Genomic DNA, 20853 nt, shown 5'->3' with positions numbered 1-20853 from the left:
GTTTTAGTATAACTATCGTTCGTTTTATTTCTTTTTATAACAATGTAAAACTATTTTGATTGTTTCTAGAAAGTTTCTGAATACTCTAAATTAAACTTGTGTTGCGGTGATTTCCATTTAAAAAGTTTTCGTGGCCGTAAATTCATACTTTGAACAGCTTGATCGATTTTATTTTGAGAGATATTTTTAAAATCAGATGGTTTTGGGAAATATTCTCTAAGTAATCCATTATGGTTCTCATTTGATCCACGTTCATGTGGTGCACATGGATTGGCATAATAGATTTTTTCAATGAGTCCAATTTCAAACTGATTGACAAACTCACTTCCACGGTCGCATGTGATCGATTTCACACCATGTGGATACATTTCTACTAAACGTTTAATTGCTGTCATCATAGATCTACCCGTCTTGTTGGGTATCTTAATTGCTACATAAGGCCTTGTTTTACGCTCTATGAACGTTGCTAGACACACGCTGCGATACCTTGACACAACAGAGTATCTGCTTCCCAGTGGCCGAACTCCGTTCGTAACTGAACCTCTTCTGGTCGGTTGTCCAACGTGCGTCTATCAAAGAAAGCTCGATCGGTTCTCTTTAATCGCTTCCCAGTATTCTAGATTTTGTAGCGTTTTCCGTGACCGCGTAATTTCTTAATATCGAAAGGAACGATCTTTTTATAAATCCAGGTATAAATTGTTGATGTACAAACCTTTACATTACGAACTGCATTTGCTATGTGTTCCGGCGAATATTTCATATCAAGATACTTTATGATAGTTTTAGTGTTATGCACGGTGGCCTTAGTAGTTGTTCCGCAATTTTTCTTGCGAATACGCGCTAAATTACCAGCACTTGTTGCTTGATAAGAAAACTAGCAAGACTCTTCTTCTTTCTTTGCTCAGCCCCACGCTTGATTTCTCTAGAGATCGTTGATCTATGCCGATCCAATCGGCGAGCTATCTCAGCCTGAGAAATCCCTTCCCTCAGATACGCTTCTATTTGCCCACGCTCTTCAGCTGATAAATGGTTATACGACATTCCATGAACTCCTATCTAAAAAAATAAATCCAAAAGACCATTATTCTAGTAAATTACAAAGATTGCTACCCACAAATCCCTTAATGACAAGGTGTTAGTAGGTAGACCAATCTCATTTCACAATTCAGGTACTTTAAATCCTTGCTGCGACAATCACTTGAAATAATCCTTATAACGAAAATATAATTTGTATCACTAATCTTCTTCGTTTAATTTTTTATCCAAACGTTTTTTCCCGTATTCATCGATAAAATATAAAACGCCTATAGTGACATATACAAAAACGGTTGCGAATATAAAAGTAATTACTAAAACAGCTAAAAAATGTCTATCAGTTAGTCCATTATACTTATTTCCATACAATGAATAATTTTTTATCCCATTAGTAATTGCAATTATTAATCCGCTAATAATAGACAATGGTAAAACGAACTTTTTAGTATTTCCGAATGAATCTAAACCTACAAATGAGCTTCTAATACTGATATAAACCGTTGATAGTATTAGAAGTATTAATTCAGTGATGTAATTTGAAGTAGAAATATTCAGTACATATGACTTAATAAATATTGATAATCCTAATAGGCCCAGGAGCAATATAAATGCTTCACTTTGAATTTTATTATTTAACTGTAACACACGTTCATCTCTAATTTTTTTCATATTACTATTCCTCCCAAAATAAATCATTTAACGTTTTATTTAGTGTTTTACAGATAGCCAAACACAATTTTAAAGTCGGATTATATTTGCCTGCTTCAATCAATCCAATCGTCTGTCTTGTGACATTGATTCTGTTAGCTAATTCTTCTTGACTCATATTACATTCAAGTCTAGCAATTTTTAATCTAGTATTCTTCAAAATGGCAATCATCCTTTCCTGTTGTTTAATTGAACAAATCAATTGTAATCTATAAATTGCTTTGTGTAAATCATATATTGCTTTTTGTAATATATAAATTGCTACGTATTGGCTTATCTATTAGACAATAGGCACTTTATTTCTTTGATGATTAATAAAATATAGTATTGATAAATAACAAAAACACCCAACAGAGAATTGCTGGATGTTGCACTTTATTCTGGTATTCGGGACTCCATACAAAGTATTGGATACAATCTTTTTAGCTCTGTTAGAGCATCTGGTGTAGTAAATTGCCAATTGGCTTTGACCGATTCAATATTTTGATTAGTTTTCCAAGTTTTTACTTGTTTTTGAAAATTTTCTATGTCGAATCAATCAGCTGGAGATTGATCGTTTTTGAATTAGGCTGTCGTCTGGAAAATTTGGCGGCTAACTGCACAAAGATTTTCATTGAGATTTCTTGTTTCAATGCCGTGTGATTACGGGATAATGAGCTATGATAAATCTAGTCAGTTCTGACTTCCTTACAAAGATGCCGATCTAGAAAGGCAAGACCAATCTCACGATAACTTGATAATTCTTCATAAACCACTTGAAACAATACCTTTATGGCCGTTCTAAAATAGAGTTTCTTACTGTAGTAATCAAAATTTTTGATGTGTCTTTTTTGCTTTTTCCGATGAATGATCAAAATTTATTGAGTGAATCGGTTACACTAGACTAGACAGAAAAAATAAGGTGTATAGAATAAATGAAAACACACTGAAAGAAATTTTTATGTCAAGATGTCGACGTAGAAACTATATAATTTTTGTCATAAAAAGTGTTGCCATTCCAGAATGTTAATGATCTAAATAATGAGAATGATGTTTCAATTAGTCATTTGATTGGAGAGTCATTAATCAATGATATGAAAGGAAAATACTTTGATAGTCTATAAAGGTTTCAGTAACTGGAGCGATTGCATAGAAAACAGAGAACTGTGGCAAAGTCAGTCTAAATTACGTTGTTCGCTTTCTTAGTAGCTAAATTCATATTGATTAGGAAGTTGATAAGGAAAATAAAGCTAGCGATCTTAGTGATATATCCAGAACTAAAAATTAGAAGTAACGCAGAAAGAAAATTTAGTAAAGCAATGTATAGAAAAATATTATTCAATTTATTCATGTAATGTAGCTCCCTTCATGGATCAATTATACGCTTATTACTAATTTCTTAGAATAATATTTTAGTCAGTTAACGGAGGAATTAACTTAAATATGAGATAAAGCAATTCTGAAAAGAAGGAGGTTGTGTAATAAGATTCGAAGGCTTTGTACTGTGCGACGAATGCAATACTACCCTAGATAATGGACGCGCTATAACAGAAAAAGAGGTAATAAAATCTGCCAGAATAGCGTGATGGTCATGTGGGAAGAAAGACTTATGTCCTGAATGCAGGATCAGTCAGCCGAGTTATCGTAAATATGAACTGTGGAATGGCAACACTTTTTTGACAAAAATTATAAGGTGTCTTGGAATCTTGGTATTGTTGTTCCAATTGCCCAAGACATACAGCAGTCTCGGATCTGACGTTCTTCGGCAGAAACTAACTCAAAATAATTAAGCTGCCTCTTCAGCGGTATCACATCTGAGCTCATTATCAAAGGTTCGCTTCGCCAAGCTCTGATGTCGAAACGCATTCGGTGTCTCATACCCTAGTGTCCCGTGTAGTTGCAAATTGTTCCACCAGTGCACATAATCAAATAGCTCTAGTCGTAAGTGGGACAGTGTCTCGAATTGGTATTGATGAACAAATTCCACTTTGACTGATTTATAGGTAGATTCCGCAACTGCGTTATCATACGGACACCCTTTTTTACTCAACGAGCGCGTGATGTCAAAGGCGTCTAAAATCTCGTCAATTGTTTGGTTGTCGAATTCTTTTCCGCGATCCATGTGAAAAAGCTGTACATTTGTCATGGGATAAGGAATCCGACGAAACGCTTCTTTGACCAAAGCTGCGTCTTTCTTCTTTCCACAAGAGTATCCAATAATTTCTCGATTGAACAAATCAAGAATAAGACAGATGTAATGCCATTTTTTTTCGACGCGAACATAGGTGAGTTCGGTAACGATGGCTTCTAATTAAACGTTCGATCCAATACGTTGGCCGTTTCGGCTTCATTGCATGTAGAAGAATGCACGTTGAAGCGAGCGAGTGTATACGTTGATTGTAATCCTCGCTGTTTCATGATGTGCTCGATTCTGCGACGACTAACTTGGAATCCTAGCTTGGCTAAGCAGTTCTTCAATTTTCGTGTGCCGTAGGCTTTTCGATTACGAACCAATTCTTCTTAAATGAGTTATTCTAGCACAGCTTCGCTTTCGAACGCCTTTGCTGGATAATAATAAGTTTGACGAGAAATGGATAAAATTTTACACATCGCTGATACAGAATACTTGTGCCGATTAGTGTTGATTACCTGTCTTTTCGTCCGAATATCAGCGCCGCTTGCTTTAAAATGTCGTTCTCCATTTCAAGATGTTTATTTTTCTTCCGAAGCGCAATCAATTCTGCTTATTCTGGAGTCAGGTTATCTTTTTCCTTAAATGAGCCAGTGGTTTGAGCTTGTTTGACCCATTTATCGGAAGCAGAGGCAGCTAGTTCATAGTCTCGAATGATCTTAGCGCGTGGCTTACCTGCAAGATAAAGATAGACGACTTGTTGTTTGAATTCTTTTGAATAGGTTCTACGTTGACGTCTTGACATAAATATTTCCTCCAGTGTGTTTTCATTTATTCTACACACCTTATTTTTCTGTCTAGTCTAGTGTAGCCGATTCAAATATTATCTAAGAGAGTCGTAAAATCAATACAGATGTAGCGCCGTATACGAGACCCGTATGTACGGTGCAATGGTAAGGGCGGAACTTATTTTCCCTCTACCCTATTGGGTTCAATCATCTTTTTCTCGGACTAATCCAAACAAATAATTTGTAAAATTTAGTACGTTTAACTGGCTATAAAAGAAACAAAAGAGGTGCATCTGTAGAAGCACCTCATGACATGAATGGAATAAGTTATAGTTCTGCTTTTAGGATTTGTTTGGCGATGACATCTGTAGTGATTAAATCAGTAATCAGATGATTGATACAAGAATAATAAACACCGGACCATTTATCCTCATGATACGCCAATGCCACAACCTGCGGAATCTTCTTAAGATCCTCAATACTAATACCAATGACATTTGTGTTGGTGTCATGGTCGACCTCCATACCGTTCTTATCGAAAAAGCGGGAATTCATGTCACCAACAACGTGCAAATCCTCCAACTCCTTAATATCCGTTTTGGTAATATAGCCAATTTCTTCCATAGTGTTGATGTGGTAAGGCGAGGAGATACTGACAATTGCCATATCAACTTGCTTGGCCTCATCTAAAATTTCACGAATATATTCATTGTTTTCAAATTCAGAACGAATGGTGGGATTGCTTACTAGGGCAGGGGTGTATAAATATTTTGATGAGCTTCTTGTCTTACGTGCGAATTCGTAACACAGCTGATTGGAATGAATATCAAAATTATTTATCCCCATTCCTCCGATGAGTGGAATAAAAACCTTATCGGAATAGGATTCAAAAGGAAACTGAGTGACTAATGATTTGATTGATTTCCCCCAAGAGAGCCCGATTGATTGAACATTTTCAATCTTCCCCTTAATTGCCAGAGCGGCGGTTTGGCCCAAAACTTTTTCTATTTCTGAATCAGATAAATTATTCGTATCAATAACAGTTGCAGATTTCAAACCAAACTTTTCTTCTAGTTTATTTTCTAATTCAACAGAATACACTTCTTCACTATTAAAGAAAAACTCGATAAATCCTTGGTTTCTTGCAGCGACTAGCCATTTGGAAATGAGTGATCTAGAAACGCCTAATTTCTTTGATATTTGTACTTGTGTTAAGCCTTCTTTGTAATAAAGAGTGGCTACTTTGATTAAATTTCGTTCTTCAGATTTGTTCATTGTAAAACCTCCTTTTCAATAACACCGTTTAGTTCTCTATTTGATTTTATACTAAAATCGATTAAAAAAAAAGATAAAAATCCCAATTGACATCTTTTGTGTCACCTGCTATTATGGACTCGATCGTATCGGATGACACGGTTTGTGTCAAATGATATGAAATCGCGCGCGCGTATCAAATTCTACAACAGGAGGAAGGTTATGGATTTTTTAGTTAAGTTATCAGACGGTTTTATTGGGATGTTTCAAGCAGGTGCTGAAACGTTTGTTGGTTTTCTGACAGGAATCATTCCACTGCTGATTACATTGATTCTTTTTGTAAACGCTTTGATCAAGATTATCGGCGAGGAAAGAGTTTTCGGATTTATGCAGATGTGCACGAAGTTTTTTGTTCTAAGATATACATTAATTCCATTTTTAGCTTGTTTTTTCCTGACAAATCCGATGTGTTACACGTTCGGTCGATTTTTGAAGGAGGAGCATAAGGCTGCTTATTATGATTCAACGGTCTCCATGGTTCACCCGATTGTTGGACTATTTCCTCATGCGAATGCCGCTGAACTTTTTGTCTATTTAGGAGTCGCTCAGGGTTTTGCGAAAGTTGGTAGTCAAAGTGAACTAGGGCTGAGATATCTTCTGGCGGGCTTTGTAGTCATTCTTATTCGCGGTGTGATCACCGAACGAATTGTTGCCATTTTATCAAGTCGAGACAAGAAAAAAGCAGTCAATGCTTAGACCGAACGCGGAGGGGAAAAAATGAGTAAAAAAGTGATTGTTCATAAAGGAAAAGGTGGATGGGGCGGCCCATTAACTCTTACTCCTGACCACAAGAAACAATATGTGATCAGCGTTACAGGTGGAGGAATTCATCCGGTGGCTGAGAGAATTGCTGAATTAACGGGAACAACAGCCGTTGATGCTTTTAAAAATCCAGTTGAAAAGGAAGAAACGCTTGCGGCAGTGATTGATTGTGGCGGAACAGCCCGTTGCGGTACCTATCCGCGAATGAGGATTCCGACAGTCAATGTTAAATTACAAGCGCCTTCTGGACCGCTAGCGAAATTTATGACAGAGGATATCTTTGTCTCAGGAACGACCATCAATGATCTTGAGTTAGTCAATGGTGACGGTACTGAAGAAGTTGTTGTTGATGAAATCAAAATAGAACCGATGACTTCGACTGTGGAAGAAGTGCCTAAGGAACAGGCAACAACCGAATCCAATGGTAATGGAACTGAGAAGAAGGGCTTCATTGGGTTTATTGATAAAATCGGTCGAGCGGCCGGGAGCTTCATTAATATTATGTACCAAGCAGGTCGAGAAACGATTGATACAGTGATGACGAACATTCTACCGTTTATGGCATTTGTTGCTACTTTAATCGGAATCATTAATTATACTGGCATCGGTGACTTGATTGCGAAGGTCTTGTCACCATTAGCGGGAAGCTTGATCGGTTTAGTAATTCTGGGGCTGATTACTAGTTTGCCATTTCTATCACCATTGTTGGCTCCAGGAGCCGTCATTGCTTCGGTAATCGGACTTTTGATCGGGACAGAAATTGCCAACGGAACGATCCCGCCCCACTATGCGTTACCTGCGTTATTTGCGATCAACTCGCAGGTTGGTTGTGATTTCGCGCCTGTTGGAATGACTTTGGGAGAAGCTGATCCTGATACGATTTCTACCGGTGTTCCAGCAATTTTATTTTCACGTGTGATTACAGGTCCATTGGCGGTCGTTGTGGCCTATTTCATGTCATTTGGACTTTAAAAAAAATTAGAGGTGAGTAAATTGATTCCAGACAAAATCAAATTTGGATGTTTAATAGAAAAAGGTGTTGCAGAAGTAAAAGAAATGCCAATGCCAGAGCTTTTGGCAGATGAAATTCTAGTGAAGCAGGATGCGTGCAATATCTGTACAACAGATTATCAACAATGGCTGGGCTTGCGTGAACATCAAGGCTATCCCATGGCAGGCGGTCACGAATGTTCGGGAACGATCGTGGCTAAAGGTTCTGCGGTAGGCGACACCTATGCTGTTGGTGATCGTGTGAGTGTTGTTTACGATTATTGCGGGTATTGTGATGAATGCAAACATGGAGAAGTGACTGGGTGTGAAAATATCAAACAATTTGGTCATAACTACTCAGATGAATACTATGGAATCTTTGGCTTTGCCAATTATTTCGTCAGAAAAGCAAAAAGCTTTGTCAAAATGAATCCAGATTTGTCGCCGTCTGAAGCGGCTTTTGTAGAGCCGTTATCGTCTATTATTCAAAATATGAAAAAACTGCGTGTGAAATCTGGAACGGATACAGTTGTTGTTATCGGCGGAGGCACAATGGGATTATTAAATGCTGAAACAGCGCGTGCTTTTGGCGCAAGAGTCATCGTTTCTGAACTGATGGAGAAGAAGGTCGAGATTGCAAAATCAATGGGCTTTGAAGTAATCAATCCCAAAGAAGTTGATCCAGTCCAAAAGGTAAAAGAACTGACGAATGGCAAAGGAGCCGACATTGTGATTGTCGCAGTAGGAGCTACGCCGGCGAATAATCAAGCCCTGCAAATGGTCAAACCAAAAGACGGAAAAATATCCATGTACGCCGCAGGTTATCCTGCTCCTGAAATGGATGTTGATCCAAACAAGGTTCACTACATGCGGCTGGAACTGATTGGTACGTATGGTTCTACTTTAGAGGATTTTTCTGATGCTGCTGAGATGCTGAATAGCGGTAGGGTAAATGTTTCGAAGCTAGTAGAAACACAAATTCCATTAGACGAAATTCAAAAGGCATTTGAAACAGCAAGCACACCAGGAAACTATCGCGTTTCAGTAATCTTAAATTAAAGAATAGGAGAAGATTAGATGGCTAAATGTTTGGCAATTGCAGATTTATTCATTGATCAGAAAATGATGAGTGACGGGTTACTTTTATTGAAGGAAAAAGGTATTGAGGTTGAAGTGAAGGAGTGGCAGCACGCTGATTTAGAGGCACTCCAAAAGGACAACATTACATTAGAAAAACAGGGCAGTGAAGCAGTTAATTTGCCAGATTATCTAATGGAAGGAATCGAAGAATACGAATATATCATTACTCAGTTCGCACCGATCGGTAAAAATGTGATCGACAAAGCAACCAAGCTAAAATTTGTTGGAGTCTTAAGAGCCGGTATTGAAAATGTGAATAGAAACTACGCTGAAGAAAAAGGGATTACGGTTTTTAATACACCTGGACGAAGCGAAACGAGTGTTTCTGAATATGCGGTAGGCTTAATGCTTTCTGAGATTCGCAATATTGCTCGCGCGGATCGGAAATTACGTAATGGCGAATGGGAGAAGCACTATCCAAATGGTGTGTTAGCTCCTGAATTGAAGGAATCAACTGTTGGCTTGGTTGGTTATGGTGCGATTGGGCAAAAGGTAGCGAGTTTGGTCCGACCATTTGGCGGCAAAATCATTTTCTTTGATGATTATTTCACTGGAGAAACCGAAGATACGCAGGTTTCTTTGGATGAGTTGGTTGCTCAAGCCGATATTATTTCAATGCATTATCGTTTAACGCCTGAAACAAAAAATATGCTGAATAAAGAGCATTTCAAAAAAATGAAGTCGTCGGCAGTCGTGATTAATAGTGCCCGTTCAGGATTGATCAATGAAACAGATTTGATCGAAGCGTTACAGACAAAAGAAATCACGGGAGCTGCAGTCGATGTCTTCGAGCAAGAACCCTTGCCAGCGGACCATCCATATTTGACCTTAGAAAACGTAACGATTACTCCGCATATCGCGGGATCTACCATTGGGAACTTTGCGAATTCACCAAAAATTTTGGCGAAGCGCATCCTGAATGAATATCTATAAGAGATAGGAGAATAACGTATGGCTGAACTTCGCTTAGCATTGCTGGTGGTTCTGTTGCTGGCGCTCAATGTGTTCACATCAATGAGACATTCAAACTACTATAAAAAGACAGTCGACAATATCGTAAAAGAGAACAATCAAGGTTTTTTAGGGATTGGGATGTCTCAAAGCAGGTTCAAAGCAAGAAGTATTGTTTTGATGGTGGCGAATCCAGACGGCGTGATTGAAGAATGTCAAGTAATGACTGGATTGACGATCTTTGCGAAGTTCAAGCGCTATTCAGCTGTAGAAAAGCATCGCATTGATATGATTCCGGAAGCTGTTTTAAAGGTGAAACATGAAGAAGCGTTAAAACAATCAATCGATTTCATTAAAAATGAAATAAAAACAAAGAAAACATTGGAGGAAAGAACATGACTTTATATGGAAAATTGTTAGAAAGAGAACAAAATGGCGCGCCAATCAAGGTTGGAGTAATTGGTGCAGGGCAAATGGGTTACGGCATAGTTTCACAAATCTCGACGATTCCAGGTATGATCGTTGCAGGAATCAGCGACATTAATTTAGATGCAGCAAAAAGAGCGTCAGATGCTTACAATGCTAGTGCTGCTGAAAAGGTAAATATTTTGACGAGTACAGACTTCAAGGAAATTGTTCATTCACCAAATGTTGAAGTGATTGTCGATGCGACGGGTGTTCCAGAAGCAGGAGCGAAAATCTCATTGGAAACGCTGATTGCGAAGAAACATTTAGTGCTCTTAAATGTAGAAATCGATATTACTGTGGGACCTTTAATGAAGAAACTATACGATGCCGCTGATCTTATTTACACTGGTTCAGATGGCGATGAACCTGCTGCAACCGTTCAAATGTATGAATTTGCCAAAAGTATGGGGATGGAAGTCCTTGTAGCCGGCAAAGGAAAAAACAATGCCTTAAAAGTAAGCGCGAATCCAGATACTGCCCAGGCAGAAGCAGACTCCAAAGGGATGAACAGCCACATGCTGGCCGCATTCCAGGATGGGACTAAAACAATGGCTGAAATGAACCTCTTGTCTAATGCGATTGGCTACGTTCCAGATGTTGTGGGGATGCATGGAATCTCAGCGGACTTAGACGGAACAGTCGAAAAATTAAACTTGAAAGAAAACGGCGGCGTTTTAAATAGCTTTGGCGTTGTCGAATATGTTGATGGGATTGCTCCAGGAATCTTCTGTATCGTGAAAGGACAAAATGAAGGCGTTCAGCACGAGCTAAACTATTTATTGAAAAAAGGCGAGCGTGATCATCATATCTTATTCCGTCCGTATCACCTGTGCAGCTTGGAAACACCATTAACTATCGCGCGAGCAGTCTTAGAACATGATACAGCCATCGTTCCTTTAGGTGCACCAATTTCCGAAACTGTTGCAGTGGCAAAACGTGATATTAAAGCAGGTGAAAAAATCGATGGCATCGGCGGGTATTGTGTTCGCGGTGTGTTAGAAACACATGCTGATATGAAGAAAAACGGTAACGTGCCAATTGGTTTAGTCGGCGGGACTTCAGTTGCCAAACGTGACATTAAAGATGGCGCCTTTTTGACGATCGATGATATTGAGTTAGACGAATCAACGACTGTTTACAAATTGCGTAAATTACAAGATGAAACTTTTGCATAGAAATCTATTTTAAGACGAGTTAGGAGTCTGATTATGTACAAAACAAAAATCATAGAAATCGGTCCGATCGTTGAGGATTTCGCAGAAGAATTTCTATTAGTCTTATTCGGTCCGCAAGCAATGGCAGAACTGAGAGACATCTGTGTCATTCATGAAAGTTCGGAAGAACCGAAAGACGTAATCCAGAAGAACGGACGGTTGACTATTGGAGAACAGGAATATCGTATTCTTGATGTGGGTGAAGAGGCGAATCCAAATTTTGAGTCACTAGGACATATTTCTATCTATTTTAGAGATGGGGAAAATAATGAAATTCTGCCTGGTGCAATTTTAGTCGAACCAAAGGTATTTCCAGTATTAACTGTCGGAGATGAAATCTCATTTGAATAGTTCAAAATCAGTTAATCCATAGTAAAGGAAGGGAATTATGAATACTTTTGAAGAAAAAAATATTATAAAAATTGCTTGCTTATACTACGAGGATGGACTGACACAAGCTCAAATCGCTAAGATAATTGGCGTTTCCCGTTCTCTTGTTTCTAAGCTTTTACTGGATGCAAGGGAACAGGGGATTGTAGAAATTACGATCAACAGTAAAAATGAGTATACCTCCAAACTGGAACGCTCTTTGGAAGCAGTCTATGGATTGAAAACCGCCATGGTCATTGATTCTAAGGATCTCACGAATGAAGAGGTTGAAAAAGTAGCTGCCAACTATGGTGCTCATTATTTGAACAGTCGTTTGAAGTCAATTGATCGTATCGGAATCTCGTGGGGGAAAGGAATCCGCCGTATCGTTGATTCTATTATTCATAGCTCCAACATGGCAGTCTCTGTCGTGCCATTGATTGGTGGAATGGGCGATTCACATGTTAATATTCATTCCAATCAGCTGTGTCATGATCTTGCCAGAAAAATTCGAGGGCAATCAAAATACCTGTATACGCCTGCGATGCTACCAGATGAGCAATTGGCGGTCGCTTTAAGAAACAATCAAACGATAAAATCAGTTCTTGATGATGGTTCCAACGTTGATTTTGCGATTGTAGGTTTAGGAAATCCTTATGCGGGAAGTACAATGGAAGAGATTGGCTATCTGACTGGAAAAGATATTCAACAGTTGAAAAAAGATAAGGTTGTGGGGGATATCAATTCCAATTTTTTTGATGCTAATGGCCAGAAAGTTGATAACGAGATCAACAAAAGTATCGTGGGAGTTACGTTAGAAAATATCAGAAAAATGCCTCAAGTAATGACGATTGTGGATGACATCAGAAGAACGAATATTGCAAAAATCGCCATTGAGACAAATCTGATTAATATTCTTGTAACGACAGATAAAATTGCTCAGGCGTTGTTGGATGCAGCTGTGGAATAGAAATTTAATGATTTGAGAAGAGCATGATAAAATAGATACAAATACCTTGTAAACGATCAATTTCGAAAGTTTGTGAGGTATTTGTTTTTCTATTTAAAAAGAACAACAAACCTTGATCTTTAATGGGTATATCAAATGATCATGAACTAACGTGTTTTCCTGAGTATTTTACGATTAAATTCTTTTTTGAAAATGTCTTATTAAACAATAGTTTTATTTAATTTAATTCCTATTAATCATGTTTTCTATATTCACGAGTTGAAAATTTACCAATTTTGACACAGAAAATGAGTAGAAATTTATTCTGTACTACTATAGAGTAATTAGTAACAAGTTTTTTAGAATATGGAGGCTGAAGGAATGGAAAATAGAGATTGGTACCAAAAAAGAGAGGGACAAGCGGAGCATTTGGTTTATTTAGATAACGAAGGCAAGGAATTGGAAAAATTGATCAATGGTGAAAAAACCATGATTATTCGCGGGGCTGCTGGCAAGAAGAGTCCGCTGGGGGGACGCGCGAAAGAGAACGATATCTTATACTTTGTTGAAAAGGGCGGGAAAATGGAAATTACTCATCGTGGTGTGTTAACCAAAGTGATTGAGAAATACAAAATGACACCGGAAGAATCGACCGAATTTATCGAAGAGTTTGGACAGGAGCTAAATTTGTCTAAAAAGCAAAAAGCGCGATGGCATGGGAAAAAATGCATCGGACTCTATGAGGTTAGCTATCTAGAGAAGATTGAACCCTTCTATTATAATCGCGAAAAAAACATGGATGATTGGATTATTACAGACAATATCGAGGATATTAAATTGTAAAAAGGATAATTTGCAAATAAACACTCAATGGGCCATTACTTGTTCATTGGGTGTTTATTTGTTGTTGACGGAGAAGTGCACATATGAAATAATAAACATATGAATTTAAATTCATATGTAAAAGGAGGAATTCACATGCTAATACGTGTTAGTGCATTGCTGGGTTTAACAGCCTTCTATTTGATTTACCTTGGGAAGGCATGGGTGCTAAGAAAACAGGGAATCAAGGTTAACTTACTAGGTGACAAACAGAGTTCGCGTGAAAAGTATTTTGAAATTGTTTTACGAATCATGACTGGATTTGGTGCGCTTATTCAGTTTCTTGCGCCATTCCTATTCGCTGTTAATCAAACAGGCTGGCGATATGCTGGATTAGTTCTAACTTTTTTAGGAGTAATTTTATTCTTTATTGCGGTCAAAGCGATGGGATTGAATTGGCGAGCGGGCTTTAATGAACAACAACGAACAGAATTAGTGACTACTGGAATTTATCGATTTAGTCGAAATCCGGCTTTTGTGGCCTTTGATTTGTTGTATCTGGGTTTTGCGCTGATATTTCCGAATCTCCTTATGATTGTAATGGCGGTGTTGGCGTTGTTCCTGTTTGATTTGCAGATTCGCGGAGAGGAAAACTATTTGACCACTGTTTTCGGTGAGCGCTATCGGGACTATCAAAAAGCGGTGAGAAGATATTTGTAATGCAAAAATTTACAATGCATTTCCATTGAATCCAATTATTTTCCAATCGATTTCATTTTCGGTAGACTAAAGAGGTCGAGACAATTTCACGATTAAAGTCAAAATGATTTGTTATTGTGAAATGTGAGGGGATGAAGGAAATGGCATTTATCGGTGTTTTATGTTTGATTTTAATCAGTACAACAGTTGCGAGTCACTTTTTTAGAAGGTTCGGCATACCTGCGGTGATCGGCCAGCTGTTGGTGGGAATTTTGTTAGGAACGGCTGGCTTCAATTTGGTTCATCCGGATATTTTAGTAGAGGATTTTTCTGAGATAGGCGTAATTCTATTGATGTTTTTGGCTGGGATCGAAAGTGATTTGTCCTTGCTTAAGAAATATTTTCGTCCGGGGATGTATGTGGCCGTTTTGGGGATTCTTTTTCCGGTTTTGCTAGGAACGCTTGGCGGGATTGTTTTTCAGATTCAACTAAATGAGTCCTTTTTCTTAGGGCTGATCTTAGCGGCAACGTCTGTCAGTATTTCGGTTGAGGTTTTGAAGGAACTAAATGTGATCAATACTAAAGAAGGGTCGACGATTCTTGGTGCTTCTGTGGTGGATGATATTTTAGTCGTCTTGATCGTCAGCTTGAGTATGTCCTTTTTAGGGGCACAGGGCGGAAATGATCGGTCATTGGGAGTCATGCTGGTAGAACAGGTGCTATTTTTTGCCGGTGTATTCTTTTTGATTCGCTGGGGCGCGCCGTATCTGATGCGGCTGAGTAAAAAGCTTTTAGCGGAGTCTTCAGTGATCATTGTTTCGCTGATTCTGTGTTTGAGTATGTCCTATTTAGCCGATTTTATCGGTTTAAGCTCGGTGATCGGCGCATTTTTTACTGGCGTTGCAATTGGTCAGACAAAGGATTGGAAGGATGTCCAAATTAACGTGGAGGCAATCGGTTATGCGGTATTTATCCCAGTTTTCTTTGTAAGTATAGGATTAGAGGTTTCCTTTGCGGGAATCAGTAGACAATTGTTGTTCATATTACTTCTGACGATAATCGCGATTGCTTCAAAGCTTGCTGGCGGCTTCATTGGCGGAAAATTGGCTGGATTTGGCAATAACAGCAGCTTGATGGTAGGTTCAGGAATGGTCTCGCGAGGAGAGATGGCCTTGATCATTGTACAGCTAGGCTATCAAAGCGGATTGGTCACAGATCATTATTATTCAGCGTTTATTTTGATTATTCTGTTTACGACTTTGGCTTCACCTTTCTTATTAAAAAGCTTTACACGTAAAATTTATTGATTAAAAACGACTACCTAATTGGCGTATGCTGGTTAGGTAGTTTTGTAGTTATTAGCAATAAAAAACTGCCAGTAATTTTTACTGACAGGCGAAGCAGATTATGCTTATGAGAATGGAAAGATTGTCCTTTTGAATCTTATGCCTCAAGATTTAGGTAACAGTTAGGGCCACGATCTCGATTTCTTCTAACCCAAACAAGTTTTATTCTCGCCGCGCATAGGATTCAGTTAGACATACCTATCGCTATATTTTCCAATATTATAAGTCAATAAGTCAGAAGGATGCTCATCAGGCTCACTGTCTTTTATTGAAGAAGATCGTATAGGACTTGAGCGTTGTTCTCCGTTTCATTTTTTGCGCTGTAGACTAGGGTGATTGTTTTATGTTGCTTGATAATTACCTGTAATTGCTTCAGAGCTTCTTTTTGTGGACCGCTTTGTAATTCTTGGTGATACTTCTCACGGAACTCTGGATATTTTTCGGAATCGTGATTGAACCATTTACGTAACTCAGGACTGGGCGCGATTTCCTTCAGCCACAAATCAATTTTTTCCGTTTCTTTGGATTTTCCTCGCGGCCATAGGCGATCTACTAACACGCGGTAGCCATCAGTATCTTCTGCTGGTAGATAAGCTCTTTTCAGTTTTAACATGTTGAACACTTCCTTTGCTCTTTTATTTTAACAAAGACAGTGATAAAGAGTGAGTAAAGTAACTTTTGTGGAAGAGAGATTTTATGCTGATGCGAATATCTGATAAAATAGGGTAGCTGAATATATAACAGATCTGAAAGGCGGCTCTCATGGTTGCATTTTTATTATTATTTAGAAGCTTGTGGCACATCTTAAAAATTTTGTTTCGACAGGAAGAACAAAAGGCGATCATGTTGGCGCTGTTGTTTATTTTGCTGATTGGGACGGTTTTTTATCATAATGTCGAGGGGATGACCTATCTCGACGCATTGTATTTTTCCGTCATGACTTTAGCGACAGTCGGGTATGGGGATTTAGCGCCCCAGACAGCTTTAGGAAAACTGTTTACGATTATTTATGTGCTGATTGGTGTCGGAATCATCACGGGCGTGATCGCGAATTTCAGTCGGGCTTTGGCTGAGTATCATAAACAGAAAAAGCATCATGAGAAAAGCGCACCGGTAAATAAGGAGTAACGGTTTTTAACAGCCAAATAAGATGAAAGCAGGCAACGGATAAGTCATGCGTTGCCTGCTTTTACTAGGTTTCGTTGTTTAGTCATCGAGAGGGGAAGAAACAAGTATTTACTTTCTGCTTTTTTTCCGCCAAAATAACCATGAGGTGAATGCGATGGCAATTTATTTAGAAATGCCTGAATTAGATAAAGAGTTTCCTTTTCGAATATTGGTGAATGACGGCGATATTTTGACCACGCCTCACTGGCATCGCGAGGTTGAGCTGATTTATGTGATAAAAGGGACGATCTCATTGGGGATTGACGATGTTCCATATAAACTGAGTGAAGGTGAGATCGCCTTTATTGGAGGCGGGCTGATTCATTATGTTTTGGCTTCGCCTGGAAGTGAACGACTGGTTTATCAATTTGATTCGAATTACTTTACGGCAGGAAATAAAGAAAATTTAGATTTGCAGAAGCTGTTTTCAGAGCTGTTGCCGGTTAGTCCGCAGTGGGGAGAATCAGATGAGACAGCGATCAGAACTTTGCTGGAAGCAATGAATTATGAAATGAAGACGCAGCAAATTGGTTATCAATTTGCGCTAAAGGCTGGATTGTTTGAACTGATTCAACGACTGCTACGAGACATTCCCAAGCAAGTAAAGCAACCAAAGAAAATCAATAAGCTGGCGACTCAGGATGTGCTGGAAAAGCTGGACGAGATTTTTAATTTTGTCGAGGAACACTATCAAGAAGCGTTGACTTTACAGGATATCGCTGAAGTTGCCGGCTATAGCTCGTTTTATTTTACGAAGTTTTTTAAGAAAAATACGGGTAAAACATTTTTAACCTTTTTAAACGATTATCGGATTGATAAAGCTAAGTGGCTGCTGATCAATAGTGATTTACCAGTATCGGTAATCATTGCACAAACAGGCTTTGAAAGTAACAAAACCTTTTATCGTCTTTTTAAAGGTTCGATGGCGATGGCTCCCTTAGAATATCGGAATACGATGAAAATTGAATAACTACTTGAAAGGCAATTACTTATACGGTAATTGCCTTTCGACAATATTTGAGAATAATACAACAAAAATGGGCGAATAAAAAAATTTTTTCCTCGCTATAATAAAAGTATCAACACAGATGAAAACGGATACTGACCGAGAGGAAGAAAAGATAGATGAAAAGAGAAACGCAATTTTTATGGGGCGGAGCGATCTCCGCTGCCCAAAGTGAGGGGAATTATTTAGCAGATGGTCGGCAACCTTCAAACTTTGATTATTTACCGCTAGATGATCGTCGACTGAAAGCAGTATATAAGAATCAAGCAGATTCGATCTTAGCATCTACCGGAGATGAAATTTATCCTGGGAGAAACGGCAATGATTTTTATCATCATTATCGAGAGGATATTGGTTTATTAAAAGAGCTTGGTGTGAACAGTTTTCGTTTTTCCATTTCTTGGTCGCGAATCTTTCCGACAGGGGAAGAGGAGCAGCCCAACGAAGCAGGGCTAAAATTTTATGAGGATCTTTTGACCGAGCTTGAGAAGCAGCAGATGGAACCGATTGTCACATTGTCTCACTTTGAGATACCTGTCCATTTAGTCAAAAAATACAACGGTTGGGAGGATCGCAAGGTTATTGATTTCTTTCTTCATTACGGCAAAACAGTAATGACACGTTTCAAAGGGCGAATCAAGTATTGGATTCCCTTTAATGAAATGAATATGGTTCTGCATATTCCATTTATCGGCGGAGGCATCCTGTTTGAAGAGGGCAAAGACAATTTGTCGATGCAATACCAAGCGGGCCATCATCAATTATTGGCGAATGCGTTGATCATTCAAGCTGGAAAAGAAATTGATCCCGCAAACCAATTCGGTGCGATGTTAGCCGCTGGGAAAACCTATGCGTATACTTGTGATCCCAAAGATGTGTTCGCGGCACTTCAGCAGGAGAGAGAGAATTTGCTTTTCTCCGATGTGCAAGTCTTTGGAGAATATCCGAAATTCTTTGGTCATTATATTGTTGAAAAGAATTTGAAGCTGAGGATCGATCAAGAGGACGACGAAATACTTAAAAAGAATACCGTTGATTTTGTTTCCTTCAGCTATTATTCCAGTGCCTGCACCGCGGCTGAGGAGAGCGGAATTGATCGTGTCGCTACAAATGGCTACACAACGCTGCGAAATCCTTATTTACCAAAAGGCAAGAGTGTGTGGCAGGATGATCCGTTAGGTTTACGAATCACCTTAAATCAGCTGCAGGATCGATATCACAAACCGCTATTCATTGTGGAGAACGGGATCGGAACTCAGGATGAGTTCGCGGATGGAAAGGTGCAGGATGATTATCGTATCCATTATTTGCGAGAGCATATTAAAAATATGCTGTTAGCAGTAGAAGAGGATGGCATTGAGCTGATGGGCTATCTGATGTGGGGCATCATTGATCTGCCTAGTGTCAGCGAAGGAAAGATCAGTAAGCGCTATGGGGTCATTTATGTGGACCAGGATGATCAAAATAAGGGAACACATCAGCGTTACAAGAAAGACAGCTTTGCTTTTTATCAAAAAATTATTTTATCAAATGGAGTCGTTGTATTTGAATAGAAAGGGGTATAAAAAATGAAAAAGTATCAACCATTAGTAAAGGAAATCATTCAAGGACTTGGGGGAGTTGACAACATCAATTCAGCAGTCCATTGCGCGACCCGCTTACGTTTTGATTTAAAAAATCAAGCTGCGGCAAATCTGGAAGAGCTAAAGCAGATTGATGGCGTCGTGGGTGTAAATCCCACACCAACGCAGTTACAGGTAATTATTGGCAGTCATGTAGGCGATGTTTTTGAAGAAGTGATTCGTCAGGGAATAGCCAATGGCGATTCTGAAGTAAAAGAGGCATCTTCCGCAGCTTCAACCAAAGAAACGAGTATTTTAAATAGAGTTGTCGATACGATTACTGGCTGTATGACTCCGATGATCCCTGCCTTGACCGCTGCCGGGATGATCAAAGTAATTCTCTCGTTGTCGACGACTTTCCATTGGATGTCAAATGAATCAAGCACTTATCGTGTATTAGATTTTATTGGAGATGGTGCTTTCTATTTTATGCCAATTCTGTTAGCCGTCTTTGCGGCGAATAAATTTAAAGTCAATACATCAATCGCTATTATTGTTGTGGGTGTTTTCCTGCATCCTAATTTTAGTCAGTGGGTAGCTTCAGGCGATCCAATCTCTTTTCTGGGAATGCCGATTCAAGGGGTGATCTATGCGGCTTCGGTGATTCCGGCGCTTTTGACGATCTGGGCGATGTCTTATATCGAACGTGGCGTGGATAAAATCACTCCGCAATCCTTGAAGATTCTGTTGAATCCAACGCTGACTTTATTAATCACTGCACCGTTAGCTTTGATCGTGATTGGCCCATTGGGTAATTATGCTGGACAAGGCTTGGCTTGGGTGATCAACTTAATGCAAGGTCAATTAGGCTTTATCATGGTAGCGCTATTAGCAGCAGCAATGCCGTTTATCGTTATGACCGGAATGCACCATGCCTTGACACCAATCTTTGTGGCCTCTTTTGCCGCAACGGGCACTGAATCGTTGATTCTAGTCGCGCAAATCTGTGCCAACTTGGCACAAGGCGGAGCCACTTTGGCAGTTGCCTTTAAATCCAAACAAAAGAATGTCAAATCAATCGCTGCAGCGGCGGGAATATCGGCTATTATGGGAATCACCGAACCGGCCCTGTATGGGATCACGATGAAATATAAAAAGCCATTAGTGGCGGCTTGTATTAGTGCGGGTATTTCAGGCTGTTTTGCCGGATTGATGCATGTGACATTGTACGTACCACAAAATAGTTTGATGGCAATTCTAGGTTTCTCAGGTGATAAGGGCACAGCCAATGTCATCGCAGGATTATCCATGATGTTGATGTCGGTGGTTTTATCCTTTGTATTGACCTTCGTTCTGCAAAAGGACGAAAAAATTGAAGCCACACCGACTGAAAAATCTGCGGAAGGCTTGGCAGTAAATTCATAAAAAAGCTGAGTAGGGTAGAAGAATCTTC

General features: G+C 39.1%; 19 protein-coding genes and 3 pseudogenes. 16 read left to right on the top strand and 6 right to left on the bottom strand.

All coding sequences use genetic code 11. The features are described 5' to 3' along the window. Positions 1–65 precede the first annotated feature (65 nt). The 5 genes and pseudogenes from AUF14_RS23320 to AUF14_RS21990 all read right to left on the bottom strand — a co-directional run bounded on the left by AUF14_RS23320 (position 66) and on the right by AUF14_RS21990 (position 5916). Positions 66–1041: pseudogene (locus AUF14_RS23320) on the bottom strand (IS30 family transposase). Between the two features lie 195 nt (positions 1042–1236). Then, entirely contained in the window at positions 1237–1704 is a 468-nt protein-coding gene (locus AUF14_RS22010) for a DUF6773 family protein (RefSeq protein ID WP_070504612.1), read from the bottom strand. A gap of 4 nt (positions 1705–1708) precedes the next feature. After that, entirely contained in the window at positions 1709–1906 is a 198-nt protein-coding gene (locus AUF14_RS22005) for a helix-turn-helix transcriptional regulator (protein WP_305366983.1), read from the bottom strand. 1602 nt (positions 1907–3508) lie between these two features. Continuing rightward, positions 3509–4658: pseudogene (locus AUF14_RS21995) on the bottom strand (IS3 family transposase). A 310-nt stretch (positions 4659–4968) separates the two neighbouring features. Further along, the gene (locus AUF14_RS21990) at positions 4969–5916 is read right to left on the bottom strand and encodes a sugar-binding transcriptional regulator (RefSeq protein ID WP_070504618.1); all 948 of its coding nucleotides are present in this window, start codon (positions 5914–5916) and stop codon (positions 4969–4971) included. 201 nt (positions 5917–6117) lie between these two features. Here AUF14_RS21990 and srlA point away from each other — a divergent pair, with 201 nt between their 5' ends. The 12 genes and pseudogenes from srlA (at position 6118) to AUF14_RS21935 (ending at position 15626) form a co-directional block, all read left to right on the top strand. Beyond that, the gene (srlA, locus tag AUF14_RS21985; protein WP_070504621.1) at positions 6118–6651 is read left to right on the top strand and encodes a PTS glucitol/sorbitol transporter subunit IIC; all 534 of its coding nucleotides are present in this window, start codon (positions 6118–6120) and stop codon (positions 6649–6651) included. Positions 6652–6672: 21 nt separating this feature from the next. Next, complete coding sequence (gene srlE / locus AUF14_RS21980) at positions 6673–7689, top strand: PTS glucitol/sorbitol transporter subunit IIB (RefSeq protein WP_070504624.1); 1017 nt, start codon at positions 6673–6675, stop codon at positions 7687–7689. Positions 7690–7710: 21 nt separating this feature from the next. Beyond that, entirely contained in the window at positions 7711–8766 is a 1056-nt protein-coding gene (locus AUF14_RS21975; protein WP_070504627.1) for a zinc-dependent alcohol dehydrogenase, read from the top strand. A gap of 18 nt (positions 8767–8784) precedes the next feature. After that, positions 8785–9780 carry a 2-hydroxyacid dehydrogenase gene (locus AUF14_RS21970; RefSeq protein WP_070504629.1) on the top strand — a complete coding sequence of 332 codons (996 nt, stop codon included), beginning with the start codon at positions 8785–8787 and terminating at the stop codon, positions 9778–9780. Positions 9781–9798: 18 nt separating this feature from the next. Beyond that, a complete protein-coding gene (locus tag AUF14_RS21965; protein ID WP_070504631.1) occupies positions 9799–10197 on the top strand; it encodes a transcriptional regulator GutM in 399 nt (132 codons plus the stop codon). Next, the gene (locus tag AUF14_RS21960; RefSeq protein ID WP_070504633.1) at positions 10194–11441 is read left to right on the top strand and encodes an NAD(P)H-dependent oxidoreductase; all 1248 of its coding nucleotides are present in this window, start codon (positions 10194–10196) and stop codon (positions 11439–11441) included. Before AUF14_RS21965 ends, AUF14_RS21960 begins: the two co-directional genes overlap by 4 nt. A gap of 33 nt (positions 11442–11474) precedes the next feature. Beyond that, positions 11475–11831, top strand: coding sequence for a PTS glucitol/sorbitol transporter subunit IIA (locus AUF14_RS21955; RefSeq protein WP_016178019.1), 357 nt, complete (start codon positions 11475–11477; stop codon positions 11829–11831). A 37-nt stretch (positions 11832–11868) separates the two neighbouring features. Next, positions 11869–11961 (top strand): annotated as a pseudogene (locus AUF14_RS23285) (hypothetical protein); the annotation flags it as partial. A 30-nt stretch (positions 11962–11991) separates the two neighbouring features. After that, complete coding sequence (locus tag AUF14_RS21950) at positions 11992–12819, top strand: sugar-binding transcriptional regulator (protein ID WP_373367945.1); 828 nt, start codon at positions 11992–11994, stop codon at positions 12817–12819. A gap of 360 nt (positions 12820–13179) precedes the next feature. Then, positions 13180–13641 (top strand): hypothetical protein, encoded by a 462-nt coding sequence (locus AUF14_RS21945; RefSeq protein ID WP_070504638.1) that lies wholly within the window; start codon positions 13180–13182, stop codon positions 13639–13641. 135 nt (positions 13642–13776) lie between these two features. Beyond that, entirely contained in the window at positions 13777–14340 is a 564-nt protein-coding gene (locus tag AUF14_RS21940) for a methyltransferase family protein (RefSeq protein WP_016178022.1), read from the top strand. Positions 14341–14480: 140 nt separating this feature from the next. Then, complete coding sequence (locus tag AUF14_RS21935) at positions 14481–15626, top strand: cation:proton antiporter (protein WP_070504641.1); 1146 nt, start codon at positions 14481–14483, stop codon at positions 15624–15626. A 304-nt stretch (positions 15627–15930) separates the two neighbouring features. Here the strand turns inward: AUF14_RS21935 and AUF14_RS21930 are convergent, their stop codons facing one another. Next, positions 15931–16278, bottom strand: a complete 348-nt coding sequence (locus AUF14_RS21930; RefSeq protein WP_070504644.1) for a DUF488 domain-containing protein — start codon at positions 16276–16278, stop codon at positions 15931–15933. 149 nt (positions 16279–16427) lie between these two features. On the opposite strand from AUF14_RS21930, the gene AUF14_RS21925 reads away from it, so the two are divergent. The 4 genes from AUF14_RS21925 (at position 16428) to AUF14_RS21910 (ending at position 20825) form a co-directional block, all read left to right on the top strand. Continuing rightward, positions 16428–16793 carry a potassium channel family protein gene (locus AUF14_RS21925; protein WP_070504646.1) on the top strand — a complete coding sequence of 122 codons (366 nt, stop codon included), beginning with the start codon at positions 16428–16430 and terminating at the stop codon, positions 16791–16793. Between the two features lie 154 nt (positions 16794–16947). After that, positions 16948–17802 (top strand): AraC family transcriptional regulator, encoded by an 855-nt coding sequence (locus AUF14_RS21920; protein ID WP_070504649.1) that lies wholly within the window; start codon positions 16948–16950, stop codon positions 17800–17802. Positions 17803–17957: 155 nt separating this feature from the next. After that, a complete protein-coding gene (locus tag AUF14_RS21915; protein ID WP_070504656.1) occupies positions 17958–19391 on the top strand; it encodes a family 1 glycosylhydrolase in 1434 nt (477 codons plus the stop codon). Between the two features lie 15 nt (positions 19392–19406). After that, the gene (locus AUF14_RS21910; protein WP_070504659.1) at positions 19407–20825 is read left to right on the top strand and encodes a PTS transporter subunit EIIC; all 1419 of its coding nucleotides are present in this window, start codon (positions 19407–19409) and stop codon (positions 20823–20825) included. Positions 20826–20853: the final 28 nt, after the last annotated feature.

Origin of the sequence: Enterococcus avium, assembly GCF_002891025.1 — a bacterium.
Taxonomy (GTDB): domain Bacteria; phylum Bacillota; class Bacilli; order Lactobacillales; family Enterococcaceae; genus Enterococcus_A; species Enterococcus_A avium.
The sequence above is the reverse complement of the archived record's forward strand: the minus strand, read 5'-3'. Positions and strand labels throughout refer to the sequence as shown.